Genomic DNA, 20154 nt, shown 5'->3' with positions numbered 1-20154 from the left:
CCGTACCCGGCCGAACCCCCGGCCGCCGTCGCGGGTCGCGCGCCGAGATCTCGGTGCGCGACCCGTCGGCGCGACTAGCGCCGCGCCGAAACGGTGCGCGCCCGCGCGCGGGTCACCAGCGCCGCGCCGAGCAGCAGCAGCGCCGTGGCCGTCACGAGCCAGCCGACCGGATCCGCCCCCGTCGCCCCCAGCTCGGCGGCCGCGTCCGTGCCCGCCGCCGTTGCGTCTTCCGCGGCGACCTCGACGGTGACGTCCGCCGCCAGCGGGCCACCCGTCCACTGCGCCGTGATGACGTGCGGGGACGCGGTCGGGAACTCGATCGTCGACCCGGTCACGACATCCGTCGCGACATCACTGGTGAAGACGACGTCGGGGGTGATGTCGAACTCGTTGCCCGACACGTCGGCACCTGTGATCGTGAAGGTCAGCGACTCGCCGACATCGACGTGCAGCGTGCCGCCCGGAGCCACGGTCTGGCTGCCCGCCTGGATGGCCACGATTGTCGCCGGCTCGCCGTGCTCCAGCTCGATCGCGCTCGCCCACGTGGCGCTCGGGGCGCCCGGTGTCGAGACGGTGAGGGTGAAGGAGTACGTGCCCGGCACGCCGAGCGGCTCGCCGCTGATCTCACCCGTGCTCGGGTCGACCGCGAGCCCGGTCGGCAGCGCCCCGGCGGTCAGAGCCACCGTGAACGGACCCGATCCGCCGAGGGTCGGCGTGTACGAGTAGATGATGTCGACCATGGCCGTCGGCGGGGTGCCGCCGATCGTGGGCGCGGTGACGACGTCGATGGTGTAGCTCTCCACCGCATCCGGCCCGACGCCGTTGCTGGCCGTCAGCTCGAAGGTTGAGGATCCGGCGGCCGTCGGCGTGCCGCTCAGCACACTGCCGACCAGAGAGAGCCCCGAGGGCAGCGTGCCCGATGTCACGGCGTAGGTCATCGTTCCGCCGCCCGTCGCAACGAAGGTGTGACTGTAGCTCGTCCCGACCAGGCCGACACCCGGGTCGGCCGAGACGATCGTCGGGGCGACCGGCGCCGGAGAGACCACGATCGTGTAGCTCTCGACGTCATCCGAGCCGACCCCGTTGCTGGCGGTGATCTCGAAGGTCGACGAGCCGACCGTCGTCGGCGTTCCCGAGATTACGCCAGTGGCGGTCGCCAGCGACAGCCCCGCGGGCAGCGCGCCGGAGCTCACCGTGAAGCTCGGATCCGGCACGCCGGTCGCGGTCACGGTGTGGCTGTAGGCGACGCCGACCGTCCCGTCCGCGGGTGCCAGCGACGTGATCGCCGGCGGCACCGGCGTCGGCTCGACGTCGATCGAGACCGCAAGCGAGTCAGACCCCGCCGAGTTCGTCGCGGTGACGGTGAAGGCCGCGGTCTCGACCGTCGTCGGCGTTCCGGAGAGGAGGCCGCTGCCCGCGTCGAGGACGAGTCCGGCCGGCAGGGCTCCGGCGGTCACTGCGAAGCTGATCGGAGCGGTCCCGGTGGTCGTCACCGTCTCCGAGAACGCCACCCCGACGGTCAGCTCGACGGGCGGCGTCCAGGTGATGCTCGGAGCCGCGGCGACCGAGATCGAGTACGAGACGGTGTCATTCGGCAGGGTGCCGTTGGAGGCCGTCACGTCGAAGTTCGACGTGCCGACGGCGAGCGGGGTGCCGCTGATCTCGCCGGTGGCCGTGTTCAGCACGAGCCCGGTCGGCAGGCTCCCGCTCGAGACGGCGAAGGTCGGGGCCGGAGTCCCGGTCGCCGTGATCGCGTGGCTGTACGCCTGCCCGACGACACCCGCCGCCGGAGCACCCGACGTGATCTCCGGGGCCACCGGTGCGGGCGTATCGCTCAGGTAGTAGTAGGTGCCCACCAGCACGCTGGCGCTGTTGCCCGCTTCGTCGACGACATCCATCGTCAGGGTGAACTGGTCGCCCTCGACAAGACTCAGCAGGACCGCGAGCGTCGCTCCGCTCAGCACGATGTGGGTCTCCCCGGCGCCGTCCGGCGCGGCGCTGTAGGCGACCGTGGTGGCGGGCGAGGCAACCGAACCGAACCGGTACGACGTCGTGACGTCGGCGGGTGAGCTCACGTTGTCGCCGACGGTCACCGTGTAGTCGGTGGAGTAGCTCGGGATCTCGGTGCCATCGGCGGGTGAGACCAGCGTCGCGGTCGGGTCGGTCGTGTCGACGACGATGACCTCGCCGCGAATCTCGAGATTGTCGATGGTGACCGCGGCGGGCGCCGACACCCCGTTGCCCACCAGCGAGAACTGCAGGACGAATCCGGCGTGGTCGGATGCGCCGGTCAGCGCCACCCAGCCCGTCGACGTCTCGGCGGTGTCGGTGGTCTGGCTGAGCACCGTCGAGTACCCGCCCGAACTGTTGGCGTAGTTGACCAGGAGCGACTCCCCCGCGAGGTCGGTCGCCGAGTAGTCGAAGCGCACCTCGACGTCGCTGTAGCCCACCGTCGACAGCGCGAGCGAGGCGAGCGAGTAGTTCAGCGCGGGAAGGTTCGTGAAGCCGCTGGCATCCGCGGTGTACTTTCCCCCGGATGCCGCCCACGGTTGCCCGCCGGAGCTCCACCCGGTGGTGGGCGCACTCGCGAAGGTCTGGGTGTAGACGGTGACGGGCGCGGCCGAGGCGCTGAGGGGGATGCCCACGAGGGCCGTGACCAGGCCGAGCAGGGCCGCGACCACGGCGGCGATCGGGCGTGAAGCGGCGGCGACCGGGGCGCCGGAAGGGCGCGGGGTGGTGCGGCTGGGTTGCGACAAAGGGCGTGTCCTTCTCGAGTGGCGAAACATTCCTCCCTCGACGCTAGGGACGCGCCCTGATGCGCTGAATCGCACATTCGGGGTATTTCCGCCCGGCAATCAGGCGCAATCGCTCCCAGACAACACACAGGCAACGCGCAGATACTGGCCCCATGAGCGACGGACCCAAGATTCTCATCGTCGATGACGAGCCCAACATCCGCGACCTGCTGACCACGAGCCTGCGCTTCGCGGGGTTCGCGGTGCGCGCCGTCGCCAACGGCGCGCAGGCGATCTCGGCGGTCCTCGAGGAGGAGCCCGACCTGATCATCCTCGACGTGATGCTGCCGGACATGAACGGCTTCGGCGTCACCAAGCGCCTCCGCTCCTCCGGCTACACCGCGCCGATCCTGTTCCTCACCGCGAAGGACGACACCGAGGACAAGATCACCGGCCTCACCGTCGGCGGCGACGACTACGTCACCAAGCCGTTCTCGCTCGACGAGATCGTCGCGCGCATCAAGGCGATCCTGCGCCGCACCATGAACGACGAGCAGGACGCCATCATCCGCGCCGGCGAGCTGACGATGGACCAGGACACCCACGAGGTCACCGTCGGCGACGAGCCGATCGAGCTCTCCCCCACCGAGTTCAAGCTGCTGCGCTACCTCATGCTCAACCCGAATCGCGTGCTGTCGAAGGCGCAGATCCTCGACCACGTCTGGGAGTACGACTTCAACGGCGACGCCGGCATCGTCGAGAGCTACATCTCGTACCTGCGCCGCAAGCTCGACCAGTACTCGACCGAGCCGATGATCCAGACCAAGCGCGGATTCGGCTACATGCTCAAGACGGCCTCCAAGGCGTAGCCCGTCTCGGCGTGGGAGGATCGCCTACGTGTCTCCCGTCTCCGCGTCGTTCGACCAGTGGTGGAACGGCGTCTCGCTCCGCGCGAAGATCACCGGCGTCACGGTCCTGCTGCTGACCTTCGGTCTCACCGTCGCGGGCGCCGGAACGATGACGGTGCTGCGCACCTACCTGCTGGAGCGGGTGGATGCGGAACTGCTCACCGAGTACTCCGAACTCGACGCGGTCATCCCGTTCCAGATGATCCAGGACTTCGACGAGGTCGACTCCGGGAACACCCCGTTCTACATCGCCGCGGTCTCCGCCTCCGGCCGTCTGATCGACGACAACCTGTCGACCGCGCAGGCCGACCTCGGGCCCGACGTCTCGCGGTTGACACTGGAGTACGTGATCGGCGTCGAGGGCGGGCTGACGCTGACCAACGTCGCCAAGACGACCGAGTGGCGCGTGGTCACCGCCCCGCTGCGGGTCGGTCGCGCCGCCGAGCAGGCGACGCTCGTGATGGGGCTGAACCTCAACGAGACCAACGCGATCATCGCGCGCTACACGCTCATCTATTTCCTGTTCGCGCTCGCCGTCGTCATCTTCGGCGCGGCGACGACGCAGCTGCTGGTGACCAGCACCTTCGCCCCCCTGCGCGACGTCGAGGCGACCGCCGCCCGGTTCGCCAACGGCGACTTCGCCCAGCGGCTCGGCGGGGCCACGCCGAACACCGAGGTCGGGCGGCTCAACCGCTCCCTCAACACGATGCTCGCGCGCATCGACCGCGCCTTCGCCGAACGGCAGCGCGCCGTCGAGCAGATGCGGCGCTTCGTCGGCGACGCCTCCCACGAGCTGCGCACCCCGCTCGTGTCGCTGCGCGGCTACGCCGAGCTCTACCGGATGGGCGCGATCCAGAAGCCCGAGGACGTCGCCCAGGCGATGGACCGCATCGAACGCGAGGCGATCCGCATGGGCGGACTCGTCGAAGACCTTCTCGAGCTCGCACGGCTCGACGAGGACCGTCCTCCGCAGCTCGCCTCGGTGGACCTGCTGCCGATCGCCAACGACGCCGCCCTCGACGCCGCCGCCTCCAACCCGTCCCGGCAGATCCGCGTGGTCGTGCGACCGGTCGAGATCGTCGAGGGCTCCGACGAGTCGGATGCCACCCCGGCACCCGCCGATGAGGCGAGCACCAAGACCCCGCGGCGCGGGGTTCGCGGTCGAGGACGCAAAGACACCACGGGCGAGCCGCCCGCCGCGACCGGACCGATTGCGATCGCGGGCTCGACCTGGGCCCGGCTGCGTCGTCGTCGCGGGCAGCAGGACTCGGCGACGCCCCAGCCGCCGACGCAGCCGCGGCCGCCCGCACCGGCGCCCGACGCACCCGGCCCGATCGTGCTCGCCGAGGAGAACAAGATCCGCCAGGTGGTGACCAACCTGCTCGGCAACGCCACCCGCTTCAGCCCCGACGGCAGTCCGATCGAGATCGAGGTCGGCGTCGACCGAGCCGGAGGCTTCGGTCAGATCGCCATCATCGACCACGGCGAGGGAATCCCGCCGCAGCTGCGCGAGAAGATCTTCCAGCGCTTCTGGCGCGCCGACACCTCCCGCACCCGCGAGACGGGCGGCAGCGGCCTGGGCCTGGCGATCGTCGCCGGCATCGTCGAGAAGCACCAGGGCCACGTCGAGGTGCTCGAGACGCCGGGCGGCGGCGCCACCTTCCGCGTGAGCCTTCCGCTCGTCCCCAGCGCGCCGCCGGCCGAGGACTCACCCGCCGACGGCTCCGAGAGCGCGGAGACCGCTGAGCGCTCCTAGCCTCGCCGCATGACGCGATACCAGGTGGACAGCGAAGCGGTCGTCGCGGCGACCGCGAACGTTCGGGCGGCCATCGCCCGCATTCAAGGCGAGGTCGGCGCGCTCCATGCGCAGCTCGTCGACCTCCAGTCCTCGTGGACGGGCCCGGCCGCGACGGCCTTTCACGGCGTCGTGGGCGAATGGCGCGCCACGCAGCAGCGTGTCGAGGAGAACCTCGCCGCGCTCAACGCGGCGCTCGCGCAGGCGGGCCAGCACTACGCGCAGGTCGAAGAGCAGAACGCGCGAATGTTCCTGAGGTGAGTCTCGGCGGTTGCCTCTCGGCGCTGTGAGAATGTCTCCGTGCACCCTCACCCGCGCTGGCCCGAGCTGATGCTTCACGACGACCGGGAACTGGGTGAGCTGCTCGGCTCACCGGTAGAGACCCGGCAGATGCTGCACGACTGGCCGCTGACCTCGACCGAGCGCGTGCAGCTGGTCGACGGAACCGAGTGGGCGTACAAGGTGCAGCTGCCGCCGTCGATCGAACCCGACGTCTACGCGGCCGCCCCCGAGCATCCGGTGCTGCCGGCGGCGCGCCTGCTCCCCTCCGCCGGCCGGGCGCGGGCCATCGCCACCGAATGGCTGCCCGAGCCGTCGCTGCGGGTACGCGCCAGCTCCCCGAGGCCGCTGGACGACGACGCGGTGCGCGCGGCGGCGCGCACAGTAACGGAGGCGATCGCCACCCTGCCGGAGCAGACGCCCGTGGCCCTCGAGCTGCGCGACGCCGAGGCATGGCTCCGGCTCGTCGACGAACGGCTCGACGATCTGCGACACCTGGTCGGGCGCGGCAGCTTCACCACCGTGGGCGCCGCCGAGCTCGACCGCCTCGAGCGCTGGTGCCGAGCCGCGGGCACGCAGCGTCTGTTCGATGCCGAACCCGTTGTGGTGCACGGCGACCTCACCGGCGACGAGTGCTTCGAGACCGCCGACGGCTGGCGCGTCATCGACTGGCAGCGCCCGTTGCGCGGGCCGCGCGGCATCGATCGCGCGCTGCTGCTCACCGACCTGGGGCTGGAGCCTCGCGCCGAACTCGACGACGTCGTCGTCGATGCGAGCCGGTTCCTGCTGATCGAGTGGGCGGTGCGCGTCGCCTGCGAGGTGCTCCCCGGCGGCGACCCGGCGATCCCCGGGTCGTGGGTGCGGCACGCGCTGGACCGGATGGTGCTGGAGGGGTAGGGCCTTTCGGTGCATGCCAAAGGGCGGCCCCTCCGTGAGGAGGGACCGCCCTTTGGTTGAGGCTGGTGGGTCTCGATACGCGCCGCGAGCGGCGCTACTCGACCTTGACCTTGCGGGTGAACCTTTTGCGAAGCTTCACCCTTCAGGTCAAAAGTCCATGCCGCCCATGCCGCCCGACGGGTCACCCATCGGGGCCGGGTTCTTCTCCGGCTTGTCGGCGACGACCGCCTCGGTGGTGAGGAACAGACCGGCGATCGAGGCCGCGTTCAGCAGAGCCGAACGGGTGACCTTGACCGGGTCGCTGATGCCCGCCGCGAGCATGTCCACGTACTCGCCGGTCGCGGCGTTGAGGCCCTGACCGACGGGGAGGTGGCGCACCTTGTCGACGACGACGCCGGGCTCGAGCCCCGCGTTGAGCGCGATCTGCTTCAGCGGAGCGTCGATGGCGACCTTGACGATGTTCGCACCCGTCGCCTCGTCACCGACCAGCTCGAGCTTCTCGAACGCAGTCTTGCCCGCCTGGATCAGGGCGACGCCACCACCGGCGACGATGCCCTCTTCGACGGCAGCCTTCGCGTTGCGAACGGCGTCCTCGATGCGGTGCTTGCGCTCCTTGAGCTCGACCTCGGTCGCGGCACCCGCCTTGATGACGGCGACGCCGCCGGCGAGCTTCGCGAGGCGCTCCTGGAGCTTCTCGCGGTCGTAGTCGGAGTCGGTGTTCTCGATCTCCTGGCGGATCTGCTTCACGCGACCGGCGATGAGGTCGGCGTCGCCGGAGCCCTCGACGATCGTGGTCTCGTCCTTGGTGACGATGACCTTGCGCGCCTGGCCGAGCATCGAGAGGTCGGTGTTCTCGAGCTTGAGTCCGACCTCCTCGCTGATGACCTGGCCACCGGTGAGGATGGCGATGTCCTGCAGCATGGCCTTGCGGCGGTCACCGAAGCCGGGGGCCTTGACGGCGACCGACTTGAAGATGCCGCGGATCTTGTTGACGATGAGGGTCGCGAGAGCCTCGCCGTCCACGTCCTCGGCGATGATCAGGAGCTGCTTGCCAGCCTGGATCACCTTGTCGACGACGGGGAGCAGGTCCTTGATGTTCGAGACCTTGCCGTTGACGATCAGGATGTAGGCGTCCTCGAAGACGGCCTCCTGGCGCTCCGGGTCGGTGACGAAGTACTGCGACAGGTAGCCCTTGTCGAAGCGCATGCCCTCGGTCAGCTCGAGCGTCGTGCCGAAGGTGTTCGACTCCTCGACGGTGACGACGCCCTCCTTGCCGACCTTGTCGATCGCCTCGGCGATCAGGTCGCCGATCTCGGTGTCGGCTGCGGAGATGCTCGCGGTGGCCGCGATCTCTTCCTTGGTCTCGACCTCCTTGGCGTTGGTGACGAGCTCGGCCTCGACAGCCTTGACGGCCTTCTCGATGCCGCGCTTCAGGCTGATGGGGTCGGCGCCGGCCGCGACGTTGCGCAGGCCTTCACGAACGAGCGCCTGCGCGAGAACGACCGAGGTGGTCGTGCCGTCGCCGGCGACGTCGTCGGTCTTCTTGGCGACCTCCTTGACGAGCTCCGCGCCGATCTTCTCGTACGGGTCGTCGAGTTCGATCTCCTTGGCGATCGAAACGCCATCGTTGGTGATCGTGGGGGCGCCCCACTTCTTCTCCAGCACGACGTTGCGACCGCGCGGGCCGAGCGTGACCTTGACGGCGTCGGCGAGAATGTTCAGGCCGCGCTCGAGGCCGCGGCGGGCCTCTTCGTCGAAAGCAATGATCTTTGCCATGGGTTGGTGTCGTCCCTCCCGGACGTTGTCCACTTCACGTGGATCTGCACTGAGTCAGCGAGCGCCCGTTTCGGGCGTCCTTTAGCACTCACAATGCGCGAGTGCCAGAGGCCATTCTGGCACTCGCCCTAGGGGAGTGCAAGCCGCGTCACGAGCCGGACGGCGCGTCGATCGTCAGCTTGCCGCTGTTCGGCATCAACTCGATCCAGGTGTTGCCCGGCGCGAGGCGCACCACGACCCCATTCAGGTCGGTCAGAACGATCGGCGCGGTCTGCGACGCCTTCGACCACCGCACCGCCAGAGACTGGCCCCCGGCGAACACCCAGGCGTCGCCACCGCCGATCATCTCCGTCTTCGGCACCCCGAGGCCGTAGGAAATCGGCACCGACATCACCAGCACGTTGGTGGCGCTCAGCTGGTCGCCGTTCGAGTCGCGATCGACCCCGCTCAGCTGCGAGCGCTTCCAGGTCTCCGACTTCCCGTCGTACACCCACGACGGCGACGACGCGTCGCTGAAGCGGGCGGTGAGGCCGGTCGCCGGTGCGCCCTCGACGACGGCGCTGGAGGAGGCGACATCCGGTGCGAAGGCGAACTGCTGCGCGGGAGCGGCGATGTCGAGGTGGCGATCCACGAGGGTCTCGGCCGCGACGAGCACATTGTGCGGCGAGATCTTGGTCGTCGTGCGGTACATCAGGTCGGCGGTGTCGGCCGCGCCGTGGATGGCGTTGTAGACGTTCGTCTGCTGCATGAGCACGACGAACCGGTACTGACCGCCCGAGTAGGCGATGATGCCGCCGAACGGCGAGACGATGTCCGGATCCATCGGCCGAATCGACCGGACCGGCCCGATCTCATCGGGAACGTCGGAGTGCCAGACGGCGACGTAGCGCGTCAGCCCGCCCTCGACGAGCTCCTCGAAGACGATGTCGGTGCGTTCGAGCCCGACCTGCGGACGGGCGAGCTCATGGTTGTCGATCTTCGCCGCGAGCGACGGATGCGCCAGCGATCCCGCCTCGACGACCTCCCCGGTCAGCGGGGCGAGGTCATACGGCGCGGGGGTGAGGTAGCTCGAGCTGTAGCTCGGCGTCGGGGTGGGCGCCGGCGCTGCCGTCTCGGCGGTGGCACACGCAGCGAGCACGCTCGCGAGCGCGCCGAGCGCCGCGATGGCTCCCCCTCGACGAATCGCTCCCGCACGCGGCATGCGCTCATCGTACGGCGCACGCGCGGCGGCTCGGGTCGCGCGACCCGGCGCGCCTCCGCGAGCTGTCGGGCGGCTCAGGCCGGTCGCACCGACTCGGCCTGCGGCCCCTTGGAGCCGGTGCCGACCTCGAAGGTGACAGCCTGGCCCTCTTCGAGGACCTTGTATCCCGACATGTCAATGGCGGAGTAGTGCACGAACACGTCGGCCCCTCCACCGTCAACGGTGATGAAGCCGAAGCCCTTCTCAGCGTTGAACCATTTGACGATTCCGTTCGCCATTGCGTAACTCCTGCCGTGTTTCTGCGGGCCGAACACGGCTCCACATCGGGAATCGTACTGGCGCGATTTGCCCGATCAGGAGCGAATTTTCCGTCTAAGACGTGAATTTACGAAGGAGCACCGCACCTTAAACACGCGCGAAACATTCGAGGCGCGCTCAGGACTGCGCCGCCGCAGGCGCGAGGGCGACGGGTCAGCCGGCGTTCGGTTCGTAGTCGGCGCCGAGCAGCACCGTGATCGGCGCGCCCTGGTAGGCATCCGACAGCACGACGGTGCCCACGCCGAGCGCCTCGGCCACACCGCGCGCGAGCCCCTCGAAGTCGGCGTTCCAGTAGTAGATCGTGGTCGTCTCGATATCGGAGGCGGCGGCGCGAGCGCGCACCGCATCCGGCCATCCGCTCGCGACGAGCTGGTCGGCGGCGACGTCCTGCTGCCCGGTGGTCTCGGTGCCGTTCAGAATCGACAGGGTGAGTTCGGGATCGGTGTCGACCGTCGTCGGATCGGTGACCGCCTCGGCGACCGGAAGCGGCGAGGCCGTCACCTCGACGGTCGCGTCCTCGCTGAAGTCGGGGAGGTCGATCGTGAAGCTCGGGTCGAGCCGCGAGAGCCCGTACAGTCCGGCGACGACGAGCACGGCGGCGGCAAGGATGCCGAGTCCGACGTTGATCCACGCGCGGCCCTTGCCCCGCGGGGCCCGGTGGGCGCCGACACGCTCGAGGTCGCTCGGGATGTTATCGAACTCGTCCTGAGGGAATCTGGCCATCTACTCGGTCTCGTCCTGGCTCGTGGTCGCGGGGCCGGGCCCGAACGTGCGCGAGCGACGCGCACGAACCCGACTGTCACGCAATCGCTGGAGCCGACGGACGAGAAGCGGGTCGTGGCGCAGAGCCGACGGTCGCTCGATCAGCGTGTACAGCAGTTGATAGTAGCGGGCCGAACTGAGTCCCAACTCTGCGCGGATCGCCGCCTCTTTGCTGCCCTGCCGCTCCGGCCAGCGCCGTTCGAACTCGAGCAGCTGGAGGTCGCGGTCGCTCAGTTCCGCGTCGTCGACCGACGCGGAGGATCGCTCTGCCGCCTGCATCATCCGCACCTCCGTCGCGCCGAGTGTAGGCACCGTCCCGCGCCCGGGCTCGATGGCGCGCGGGCGCGACGCATCCGCGGGGCATTGCGCCAGGTTGCGGGAACACAGCGGACGCCGCCAGCGCTGATTAGAGTGACCAAGCGAAAGGCGAGGAGAAACCGATGGCCTACGAAGTCGAGAAGACCGAAGAGCAGTGGCGCGAGGAGCTGGGCGAGGAGCGCTACCGCGTGCTGCGGCAGGCGGGCACCGAACGCGCCTGGACGGGCGAGCTGCTCGACGAGTCGCGCGCCGGCCTCTACACCTGCGCCGCCTGCAACGCCGAGCTCTTCAAGAGCGGCACCAAGTTCGACTCCGGCTGCGGCTGGCCGAGCTTCTACGACTCCGTCAACCCGGATGCGGTGGAGCTGATCGAGGACACCTCCCTCGGGATGGTGCGGACCGAGGTGCGCTGCGCCAACTGCGGCTCGCACCTGGGTCACGTCTTCGACGACGGCTTCGGCACCCCGACCGGCCAGCGCTACTGCATGAACTCGCTGTCGCTGGGGTTCCAGCCCGAGTCCGAGTAGTGGCGGACGATCGCGGCGCGGTGCGGCGCGCACTCGAGGCGCGCAGCTCGCACGCCTCGGTGGGCGCGGCCGCGCCGAGCGACGAGCAGCTGCGCCCGCTGATCGCCGCCGCTGGAGCGGTCGCCGACCACGGCGCGCTGCGGCCGTGGCGAGTCATCGCGCTGCGCGGGGAGTCGCGCGCCCGCCTGGGCGCCGCTCTCGCCGCGGCCGCCGGGCTTGAGGGCGTCGCGGCCGAGAAGCTCGCCGCGAAGCCGCTGCGCGCGCCCCTGCTGCTCGCGATCGTGGCAAGCCCGAAGCCGAGCTTCAAGGTGCCGGAGTGGGAGCAGGAAGCGGTCGCCGCGGGTGTCGCCCACGCCCTCTCCCTTCTGCTCGACGAGGAAGGCTGGGGTGTGATCTGGCGCACCGGCCTGCACACCCGCAGCGCCCCGGTGGCCGAGCTGCACGGTCTGGCCCCGACCGAGCGGCTGCTCGGCTGGCTCTACGTCGGCGAGCGCCTGCCGAACGCGAAGACCTCGCGCCGCGCCCCGATCGACGTCGACGCCCACGTCAGCACGCTCACTCGGTGACGGCGCGACGGCGCTTGAGTGCCGCGTAGCCCCGGAACAGCTGCGGGACGACCAGGTACACCGCGACCGGCACCACGACGAGCGTGAGGACAAAGGCGCGGGTGACGGGATGCCAGTCGGCCGAGAACGGGGCGATGGCCGTCATGCCGAGGGCGACCAACGGGAAGATCGCGAGCCACGTGATGATCGCGCGGACGTGGGCGGAGGGCTGTGTGTTCATGGATCAGTTCCTTACGGTGTCGGTGGCGCGAGACAGCGCCGTGTGAATCTCGTCGTGCACGAGATCGGCATTGATGGCCGCGCCGGCGGTCGATCCGGCGGCGGCGGCGACGGGCACGGTGGCGGCAGGATTGACGACGTTGCCGGCGGCCCAGAGCCCCGGAACGCTGGTGCGGCCGGTCGCGTCGACCGACACCCACGGGCGATCATCGGCACCGACCGTCATGGCCGCGCCGAGGTCGCGCAGGAGCTCGTCGTGGGCAACGGCGTCGGGGCGCACGAAGGCGGCGTCGACGGGCACCACGGCGCCATCGGCCAGCCGCAGCGCGGCCAGGCGGGCGCCGGAGGACTCCGCGGCGGCGATTCGCCGGGTGTCGATCCCGATCCCGCGCGCGAGCAGGCCGGCCGCATCCTCATCCGACAGCTCGGTGCCCTCCACGAAGTAGGTGATGCGCGAGGAGAGCTGGCGCAGCAGCTGTGCCTGGTGAATGCTCGACGGCCCGGTGGCGATGACAGCGATTCGCGAGTCGCGCACCTCCCAGCCGTCGCAGTACGGGCAGTGCGCGACGCCCGCGCCCCAGAGCGCCGCGAGGCCCGCGATCGCGGGCAGCCGATCACGCAGGCCCGAGGCGACCAGGAGGCGCCGCGCGAACCGCGGGCTCCCGTCGCGCACTGTCACGACGAACCGTGACGACGTCGCGTCGCGGCTCGCCGCGATGGCGTTCGTGTGCTCGAACTCTCCGCCGTAGCGCGCGACCTCATCGCGGCCGGTGGCGATCAGGTCAAGCGGGGACCAGCCGTCCCGGCCGAGCACGCCGTGCATGTGCGCGGCGACCGCATTCCGGGGAGCGCCGCCGTCGAGCACGAGCACCCTCCGGCGCGAGCGCACCAGCATGAGCGCGGCGCTGAGGCCGGCGCTCCCGGCTCCGGTGATCAGGACGTCGTATTCGTTGGTGGTCATGGGCACCAGCGTGGAACTAGCATGTGCCCACCACCAACAGCGTTTGCTGAAACCGCAAAGGGACCGGGGCATGGACGACGCCGCGATTGAGGCCGTGCTCGACGGCGTCGCGTCCCGGCTCCGGGCGGTGCGCGCTCGGCGCGGGCAGACCCTCCGGGAGGTGGCCGGCAGCATCGGGGTCTCCGTGAGCACGCTGTCGCGACTCGAGTCGGGGCTGCGGCGTCCGACGCTCGACCTCGTGATTCGCCTGGCGGCGGCGTACGGCGCGAGTCTCGACGACCTCGTCGGAGCGCCGCAGATCGCCGACGCGCGCGTGAGCCCGAAGACCTTCTACCGCGAAGGCCGCGCGGTCATTCCGCTCACGAAGGACAATCCTGACGTGCACGCGGTCAAGATGCTGCTCCCGGGGCAGCCGGACGGGGCGCCGATCACGCGCAAGGTGCACCAGGGATTCGATTGGATCTACGTCCTCAGCGGGCGGGTCCGCCTGGCGATCGGCGACGAGGAGCTGCTGCTCGGGCCGGGGGACGCCGCCGAGTACGACACCCGCAAACCGCACGGATTCGTGAGCGCCACGGCAGAGCCGGCGGAGATCATCAACCTCCTGAGCCGCACGGGCGATCGCGTGCAGCTGCGCGACGACCCGTCGCACTGAGGCGAGGACGACGGCGGGGTGGAGCCCCCTGTCGGATTCGAACCGACGACCCTCGCTTTACAAGAGCGATGCTCTGGCCAACTGAGCTAAGGGGGCGGGTCGGCCCGATTGTAGTCGGGCCGGGAACTACTCGGTGGGCGTGGGCGTCGGTGTCGGGGTGGCGTTCTGGGTGAACTCCTCGCCCGCCGCGCGCAGCACGAACTGACGGAACTCGTTGGCATCGAAGCCGGCCGTGTAGTTGAACTGCTCGCCGTTGACCAGGATCGTCGGCGTGCTCACCACGGCCTCGACCTCGGTGCCGGGGAGCGGCCCGCTGATCGCCCGTGCGGTCGCCGCGCGAACCCAGGAGCGGAAGCGTCCATCGTCGATGCACTGGTCGATCGCGGTGAGATTCGCGGCGCCCACCGCGGTGGCCCGCGCGAGCAGCTCTTCATCGCTCAGCCCGACCGAGCCCTCCTCGGGCTGGTCGGTGAGCAGCGACTCGTGGAAGTCGAAGAACGAGTCCGGCGCGAACTCGGCGACGCACGCCGCCGCATTGGCGGCACGCAGCGAGTACTGCGTCCCGGCCGACTTGGTGGTCAGCACCGCGATCGGGTGGATCTCAATCGTCGCCGCACCCGACTCAAGCCATGCCCGAATGCTCTCGCCGTTGTTCTCCTCGAACTGACCGCACTTCGCGCACAGGTAGTCGACGTAGAGCCGGATGTCGATGACGTCCGCCGGGTTCTCGGCGGACGGGGTCGGGTCGCTGCCCGCGGCGAGGGCTCCGGTGCGCTCGGCGATGTACTCCTCGCCGATCTTGATCCCGTCGCTCTGCATGTTGAGGGGACCGCGGCCGCCGGGCTGGTTGAGCGCCAGCAGCACGAAGGAGATCACGACCAGGACCGCGAGGATGCCCCCCACGACGCTCCCGCGCACGATCAGCTTGCGACGGCGATCCTTCTTGCGGTGGAGCTCGCGGAGTTCTTTGGCACGCTCACGCGCCTCGTCGCGAACGCTGCTGCGCGCCGAAGCGCTGGGTTCGCCGCCGTAGGTCATGGGTCCTCATCTAAATCTCGGGTTCGCGGCGCCAAGCTACCGGGGTTTCGCCGCACGGCCAAGCCGTATGCCGCCCCGATGGTAGCGCCCGGGACTGGGCGACAACCGGATGCGGGGTCGCGAGATCCGCCCTCGCGTCGCGCCCACCCGCAAACAGGGGCATAATGGCGGGGTGGCTCCCGGCACCGCTGCCGGTTTTCACGCTTCCATTCACTACGGATCGTCCGGCACGTACCTGCCGGTGAAGGAGTTAGTACCGCTATGGCATCTGTCACTTTTGACAAGGCAACCCGTCTCTACCCGGGTTCCACCAAGCCGGCTGTCGACGCAATCGACCTGCACGTCGCGGACGGCGAGTTCCTCGTCCTCGTCGGCCCCTCGGGTTGCGGCAAGTCGACGACCCTGCGCATGCTCGCGGGCCTCGAAGAGGTCAACGACGGCCGCATCCTGATCGGTGACCGCGACGTCACCGACGTGCCCCCGAAGGACCGTGACATCGCCATGGTCTTCCAGAACTACGCGCTCTACCCGCACATGACGGTCGCCGAGAACATGGGCTTCGCGCTCAAGATCGCCGGCGTCAACAAGGAGGAGCGCGCCGCGCGCGTCCTCGAGGCCGCCAAGCTGCTCGACCTGGAGCCCTACCTGGCCCGCAAGCCGAAGGCGCTCTCCGGTGGTCAGCGTCAGCGTGTCGCCATGGGTCGCGCCATCGTGCGTCAGCCCCAGGTGTTCCTCATGGACGAGCCGCTGTCGAACCTCGACGCCAAGCTCCGCGTGCAGACCCGCACCCAGATCGCGAGCCTGCAGCGCCGCCTCGGCGTCACGACGGTCTACGTCACGCACGACCAGACCGAGGCGCTCACCATGGGTGACCGCATCGCGGTTCTCAAGGACGGCGTGCTGCAGCAGGTCGGCACCCCGCGCGACCTGTACGCCTCGCCGAGCAACGTCTTCGTCGCCGGCTTCATCGGCAGCCCCGCGATGAACCTCTTCACCACCGACGTGGTCGAGGGTGGCCTCGCCTTCGGCACCACGGTCGCCAAGCTCGAGCGCGACGTCATCGCGCACCTGTCGGGCAAGACCGCCACGGTCGGCGTTCGCCCGGAGGACCTCGTCATCGCGAAGGACGGCAAGGGCCTCTCGGTCGAGGTCGACGTCGTCGAGGAGCTCGGCGCGGACGGCTACCTCTACGGTCACGCGGAGGTCAGCGGACAGCGTGTCGACGTCGTCGTGCGCGTCGACGGCCGCGATCACCCGGAGGACGGCGAGACGGTCATCGTCGCGCCGGCGCCGGAGCACATCCACGCGTTCGACGGCGAGACGGGCGAGCGCCTGACCAAGCCGATCGACGTGACGGCCACCGCCTAGTCACACCTTTCCTGGCCGCGGGCCCCGCCGCTCGATCCGAGCTGCGGGGCCCGCGCTGTCTCCGCTTCACATCACGCCGCCCGCACGCGGCACGGGAGGTTCACCCGCATGGCCTCGGCTCTGTCGATCACCGCCGCCGTCCCCGACTCGGCCCTGCTGGACCTGCCGTGGGACCTGCCGCTGGATCTGTGGCCCGACGAGACCATCGCGAGCCTGCCGAAGGGGATCTCACGCCACCTGGTGCGCTTCGCCCACCTCGGCGGCTACGTCGTCGCCATCAAGGAGACCTCGGCCGAGCTGGCGAAGCGCGAGTACGAGATGCTGCGCACCCTGCAGCGTCTCGACATCCCCTGCGTCGACCCGGTGGCGGTCATCACCAATCGCGCCACCGTCGACGGCGACGAGCTGCAGCCGGTGCTCGTCACCCGGCACCTGAAGTTCTCGCTCCCCTACCGGGCGCTGTACTCGCAGACGCTGCGCCCCGACACCGCAACCCGGCTCGTGGATGCCCTCGCGGTGCTGCTCGCGCGTCTGCACATCATCGGGTTCTTCTGGGGCGACGTCTCGCTGTCGAACACCCTGTTCCGACGTGACGCGGGCGCCTTCGCCGCCTACCTGGTCGACGCCGAGACCGGCAAGCTCTACGACGGCGGGCTCTCGAACGGGCAGCGCGAGAACGACCTCGAGATCGCCCGCGTCAACATCGCGGGCGAACTGCTCGACCTCCAGGCCGGCGGACGGCTCGAGGAGGAGCTCGACCCGGTCGCGATCGCCGACGGCATCGTCGCCCAATACCGCTCGCTGTGGGCCGAGCTCACCGGCTCGGAGTCGTTCCCCGAGGCGGAGCGCTGGCGCATCAACGAGCGCGTGCAGCGTCTCAACGACCTCGGCTTCGACATCGAGGAGCTCTCGATCCGCAAGGATGACACCGGCACCCAGGTGCGCATCCAGCCCAAGGTCGTCGATGCGGGACACCACTCACGGCGCCTGCTGCGCCTCACCGGCCTCGACGCCGGAGAGAACCAGGCCCGCCGACTGCTCAACGACCTCGACTCGTACCGCGCCACCGGCGACCGCGCGAATCTTGACGAGGAGCAGGTCGCGCACGAGTGGCTCGCCAAGGTCTTCGAGCCGGTGATTCGCGCGGTGCCGCGCGACCTGCGCGGCAAGCTCGAACCGGCCGAGCTGTTCCATCAGCTGCTCGATCACCGTTGGTATCTCTCGCAGAACACCGGCCACAGCGTTCCGCTCGCCGAGGCTCTGACCTCCTACATCGAGACGATCCTGCGGCACCGGCGCGACGAGATGACCGTCGTCGCCCCGGTGACCGGACTCATCGACGTGCCGGTCGAGACCTCGGCGATGCCGATCATCTCGCCCGACGACGACGAAGAGGACTGGCGCGCGAAGGTCTAGCGCGCCTCGGCGCGCAGCTTCGCCACCTCGTAGAGGGTGACGCTGACGGCGATCCCGGCGTTGAGCGACTCGGTGCTCGACTCGATCGGGATCGACACCACGGCGTCGCACTTCTCGGTGACCAGCCGCGAGAGCCCCTTGCCCTCACTGCCGACGACGATCACGATCGGCGAGGTCGCCAGCTCCAGGCCCGGCAGCGAGATGTCTCCGCCACCGTCGAGGCCGAGCACGAAGACGCCGCGCTGCTTGAGCTCCTCGAGCGCGCGCGTCAGGTTCGCGGCCATCGCGACCGGAACACGCGCGGCCGCGCCGGCGCTGGTCTTCCAGGCGCTCGCGGTCATGCCGACGCTGCGACGCTGCGGCACGATCACGCCGTGCGCGCCGAACGCGGCAGCCGACCGCACGATGGCGCCCAGGTTGCGCGGATCGGTGACGCCGTCGAGCGCCACCAGCAGCGGCGGGCGACCGGAGTCGATCGCCGCGTCGAGCAGGTCGAGCGGGTGCGCGTACTGGTAGGGCGGCACCTTGAGCGCGATGCCCTGGTGAACGGCGTCGTGGCCGCTGAGCCGGTCGAGCTCGGGCCGCATCACCTCGAGCACGTTGAGGCCGCGCTTGGTGGCGAGCGACAGCGCCTCCTTCACCCGGTCATCCATCTCGATGCGGGAGGCGATGTACAGCGTCGTCGCGGGGATCTTCGCGCGCAGCGACTCGAGCACCGAGTTGCGGCCGGTGACCATCTCGCCGTCGTCGCTCTTGGGGCGTGCGGTGCGGCGCGCGGGCGCCTCCGAGCCGCCGCGACCCGACTTGGCGCGGGCTGCCTCCAGGCGCTCCTTGGCGGCCTTCCGCTTGCCGGCGACGTGCCAGCTGCGGTCCTCGGCCTTCGGCGTCGGGCCCTTGCCCTCGAGGGCGCGGCGACCGTGACCGCCGGTGCCGACCTGGGGGCCCTTCTTCTTCGGCTTCCCGGCCCCAGCTCGTCCTGGCTTGTTCATGCGATGCTCCATCTGGTTCCGTCGGGCGTGTCGTCGAGGGCGATCCCCGCGGCCGTCAATTCGTCGCGGATGCGATCCGCGGCGGCAAAGTCCTTGTTCGCGCGCGCGGCGGCGCGGTCGGCGATGAGGCGCTCGACGAGCGCCCCCAGCACCGCGTGCGACTCCGCGTCGTCGCCCGCCGCCCACTCGGGGGCATGCGGGTTGATGCCGAGCACGTCGAGCATCGCGACCACCTCTTCGCGGCGCTCCTCGGCGACGGCGAGAGCGCCCGCGTCGAGCGCGATGTTGCCGGCCCGCACGGTGTCGTGCAGCACGGCGAATGCCTGCGGCGTGCCGAGATCGTCATCCATCGCGTCGGCGAACGCGGCCGGCACCCGCCCCGGAACGCCGGCGCTGGCGGCGGGTCGGCCCTCGACGGCGCGGATCACGCGGTCGAGGAACCCTTCGATGCGGGCAAAGGCGGTCTCCGCCTCGCGGAGCGCCCCCGGGTGGTAGTCGATCGTCGAACGGTAGTGCGCGCTCGCGAGATACGCACGCACCACGATCGGCCGCGCCAGGGCGATCAGCTGGGAGGCGTAGACGGAGTTGCCGAGCGACTTCGACATCTTCTGGCCCTCGATGTTCACGAGGCCGTTGTGCACCCAGTAGCGCGCAAAGCCCTCGCCCGCGGCCGACGACTGCGCCAGCTCGTTCTCGTGGTGCGGGAAGCGGAGGTCGAGGCCGCCGCCGTGGATGTCGAAGGTCCCGCCGAGGTAGCGCTTGCTCATCGCCGAGCACTCGATGTGCCAGCCGGGGCGACCGGCGCCCCACGGGGAGCTCCACGACGCCGAGTCCGGCTCACCGGGCTTGCTGCCCTTCCAGAGCGCGAAGTCGCGCGGGTCGCGCTTGGCGCGCGCGGGCGCATCCGCCGCGTCGGCCATGTCGTCGAGCTTCTGATGCGTGAGCGAGCCGTAGTCGGGCCAGGTCTTCACGTCGAAGTACACGTCGCCGCTGTCGTCGTCGGCGACGTAGGCGTGGCCGCGCTCGATGAGCTCGGCGATCATCTCCTGCATCTGCGAGATGCTCGCGGTGGCGCGCGGCTCATAGGTGGGCGGCAGGATGCCGAGCGTGCGGTACGCGGCGGTGAACTCGAGCTCGATGCGGTAGGCGAGCGCCCACCACACCTCACGGCCGCTGGCGTGCTCCAGGATCTTGTCGTCGATGTCGGTGACGTTGCGCACGAAGGTGACGTCGTAGCCGCGCATGCCGAACCAGCGTCGCCACAGGTCGTAGGCGAGCGCCGAGCGCACGTGGCCGATGTGCGGCGAGGACTGCACGGTGGGTCCGCAGACGTAGATGCCCACCTTGCCGGGCACGAGCGGCTCGAAGGCGCGCAGCCCGGAGGCGCGGGTGTCGTAGAGGCGGATCGTCACTCGGCGAGTTTAGC

Annotated in this window: 20 protein-coding genes and 1 tRNA gene; 9 read left to right on the top strand and 12 right to left on the bottom strand. The window is 70.1% G+C overall.

Going from position 1 to position 20154, the window contains the following annotated elements; all coding sequences use genetic code 11:
• Window positions 1-74 precede the first annotated feature (74 nt).
• Window positions 75-2756, bottom strand: a complete 2682-nt coding sequence (locus ACR3ZA_RS09905; RefSeq protein WP_473661795.1) for a putative Ig domain-containing protein — start codon at window positions 2754-2756, stop codon at window positions 75-77.
• Between the two features lie 152 nt (window positions 2757-2908).
• Between ACR3ZA_RS09905 and ACR3ZA_RS09900 the strand changes: the two genes are divergently transcribed.
• From ACR3ZA_RS09900 to ACR3ZA_RS09885, 4 genes are read left to right on the top strand one after another with little or no spacing between them, the layout of a single operon-like run.
• Window positions 2909-3604, top strand: a complete 696-nt coding sequence (locus tag ACR3ZA_RS09900) for a response regulator (protein WP_473661794.1) — start codon at window positions 2909-2911, stop codon at window positions 3602-3604.
• A gap of 28 nt (window positions 3605-3632) precedes the next feature.
• Window positions 3633-5399 (top strand): ATP-binding protein, encoded by a 1767-nt coding sequence (locus ACR3ZA_RS09895; RefSeq protein ID WP_473661793.1) that lies wholly within the window; start codon window positions 3633-3635, stop codon window positions 5397-5399.
• Between the two features lie 9 nt (window positions 5400-5408).
• The gene (locus tag ACR3ZA_RS09890) at window positions 5409-5699 is read left to right on the top strand and encodes a WXG100 family type VII secretion target (RefSeq protein ID WP_473661792.1); all 291 of its coding nucleotides are present in this window, start codon (window positions 5409-5411) and stop codon (window positions 5697-5699) included.
• Window positions 5700-5738: 39 nt separating this feature from the next.
• Window positions 5739-6614 carry a phosphotransferase gene (locus tag ACR3ZA_RS09885; protein ID WP_473661791.1) on the top strand — a complete coding sequence of 292 codons (876 nt, stop codon included), beginning with the start codon at window positions 5739-5741 and terminating at the stop codon, window positions 6612-6614.
• Window positions 6615-6761: 147 nt separating this feature from the next.
• Here the strand turns inward: ACR3ZA_RS09885 and groL are convergent, their stop codons facing one another.
• The 5 genes from groL to ACR3ZA_RS09860 all read right to left on the bottom strand — a co-directional run bounded on the left by groL (window position 6762) and on the right by ACR3ZA_RS09860 (window position 10953).
• The gene (gene groL, locus ACR3ZA_RS09880; RefSeq protein ID WP_473661790.1) at window positions 6762-8390 is read right to left on the bottom strand and encodes a chaperonin GroEL; all 1629 of its coding nucleotides are present in this window, start codon (window positions 8388-8390) and stop codon (window positions 6762-6764) included.
• A 148-nt stretch (window positions 8391-8538) separates the two neighbouring features.
• Window positions 8539-9591 carry a DUF3048 domain-containing protein gene (locus ACR3ZA_RS09875; RefSeq protein WP_473661789.1) on the bottom strand — a complete coding sequence of 351 codons (1053 nt, stop codon included), beginning with the start codon at window positions 9589-9591 and terminating at the stop codon, window positions 8539-8541.
• Between the two features lie 74 nt (window positions 9592-9665).
• On the bottom strand, window positions 9666-9869 hold the full coding sequence (locus ACR3ZA_RS09870) for a cold-shock protein (protein ID WP_294180029.1): 204 nt from the start codon (window positions 9867-9869) through the stop codon (window positions 9666-9668).
• Between the two features lie 193 nt (window positions 9870-10062).
• Window positions 10063-10632, bottom strand: a complete 570-nt coding sequence (locus tag ACR3ZA_RS09865; protein WP_473661788.1) for a LytR C-terminal domain-containing protein — start codon at window positions 10630-10632, stop codon at window positions 10063-10065.
• The gene (locus ACR3ZA_RS09860; protein ID WP_473661787.1) at window positions 10633-10953 is read right to left on the bottom strand and encodes a DUF3263 domain-containing protein; all 321 of its coding nucleotides are present in this window, start codon (window positions 10951-10953) and stop codon (window positions 10633-10635) included. It abuts the gene before it with no gap.
• A 158-nt stretch (window positions 10954-11111) separates the two neighbouring features.
• On the opposite strand from ACR3ZA_RS09860, the gene msrB reads away from it, so the two are divergent.
• Window positions 11112-11516 (top strand): peptide-methionine (R)-S-oxide reductase MsrB, encoded by a 405-nt coding sequence (gene msrB / locus ACR3ZA_RS09855; protein WP_473661786.1) that lies wholly within the window; start codon window positions 11112-11114, stop codon window positions 11514-11516.
• Complete coding sequence (locus ACR3ZA_RS09850) at window positions 11516-12082, top strand: nitroreductase family protein (protein WP_473661785.1); 567 nt, start codon at window positions 11516-11518, stop codon at window positions 12080-12082. The genes msrB and ACR3ZA_RS09850 overlap by 1 nt, the downstream gene beginning before the upstream one ends.
• Here the strand turns inward: ACR3ZA_RS09850 and ACR3ZA_RS09845 are convergent.
• Together ACR3ZA_RS09845 and ACR3ZA_RS09840 are read right to left on the bottom strand one after the other, a co-directional pair.
• On the bottom strand, window positions 12072-12302 hold the full coding sequence (locus ACR3ZA_RS09845; RefSeq protein WP_473661784.1) for a hypothetical protein: 231 nt from the start codon (window positions 12300-12302) through the stop codon (window positions 12072-12074). The two genes, ACR3ZA_RS09850 and ACR3ZA_RS09845, sit on opposite strands and share 11 nt — an antisense overlap.
• 3 nt (window positions 12303-12305) lie before the next feature.
• Window positions 12306-13262 (bottom strand): FAD-dependent oxidoreductase, encoded by a 957-nt coding sequence (locus tag ACR3ZA_RS09840; protein ID WP_473661783.1) that lies wholly within the window; start codon window positions 13260-13262, stop codon window positions 12306-12308.
• A 70-nt stretch (window positions 13263-13332) separates the two neighbouring features.
• Here ACR3ZA_RS09840 and ACR3ZA_RS09835 point away from each other — a divergent pair, with 70 nt between their 5' ends.
• Complete coding sequence (locus ACR3ZA_RS09835) at window positions 13333-13917, top strand: helix-turn-helix domain-containing protein (RefSeq protein ID WP_473661782.1); 585 nt, start codon at window positions 13333-13335, stop codon at window positions 13915-13917.
• Window positions 13918-13936: 19 nt separating this feature from the next.
• Here ACR3ZA_RS09835 and ACR3ZA_RS09830 read toward each other — a convergent pair.
• Window positions 13937-14013: transfer RNA gene (locus ACR3ZA_RS09830), tRNA-Thr, on the bottom strand.
• 30 nt (window positions 14014-14043) lie between these two features.
• Window positions 14044-14955: a thioredoxin domain-containing protein gene (locus tag ACR3ZA_RS09825; RefSeq protein WP_473661781.1), complete on the bottom strand. Its 912-nt coding sequence runs from the start codon at window positions 14953-14955 to the stop codon at window positions 14044-14046.
• 261 nt (window positions 14956-15216) lie between these two features.
• On the opposite strand from ACR3ZA_RS09825, the gene ACR3ZA_RS09820 reads away from it, so the two are divergent.
• Complete coding sequence (locus ACR3ZA_RS09820; protein WP_473661780.1) at window positions 15217-16323, top strand: sn-glycerol-3-phosphate ABC transporter ATP-binding protein UgpC; 1107 nt, start codon at window positions 15217-15219, stop codon at window positions 16321-16323.
• 108 nt (window positions 16324-16431) lie between these two features.
• On the top strand, window positions 16432-17739 hold the full coding sequence (locus tag ACR3ZA_RS09815) for a DUF4032 domain-containing protein (RefSeq protein ID WP_473661779.1): 1308 nt from the start codon (window positions 16432-16434) through the stop codon (window positions 17737-17739).
• Here ACR3ZA_RS09815 and rlmB read toward each other — a convergent pair.
• Together rlmB and cysS are read right to left on the bottom strand one after the other, a co-directional pair.
• Complete coding sequence (rlmB, locus tag ACR3ZA_RS09810) at window positions 17736-18728, bottom strand: 23S rRNA (guanosine(2251)-2'-O)-methyltransferase RlmB (RefSeq protein ID WP_473661778.1); 993 nt, start codon at window positions 18726-18728, stop codon at window positions 17736-17738. The two genes, ACR3ZA_RS09815 and rlmB, sit on opposite strands and share 4 nt — an antisense overlap.
• On the bottom strand, window positions 18725-20140 hold the full coding sequence (gene cysS, locus ACR3ZA_RS09805; RefSeq protein WP_473661777.1) for a cysteine--tRNA ligase: 1416 nt from the start codon (window positions 20138-20140) through the stop codon (window positions 18725-18727). Before cysS ends, rlmB begins: the two co-directional genes overlap by 4 nt.
• Window positions 20141-20154 lie beyond the last annotated feature (14 nt).

This window comes from Herbiconiux sp. J20-20 (assembly GCF_057365085.1).
This window is presented reverse-complemented; position numbering and strand designations above follow the sequence as displayed.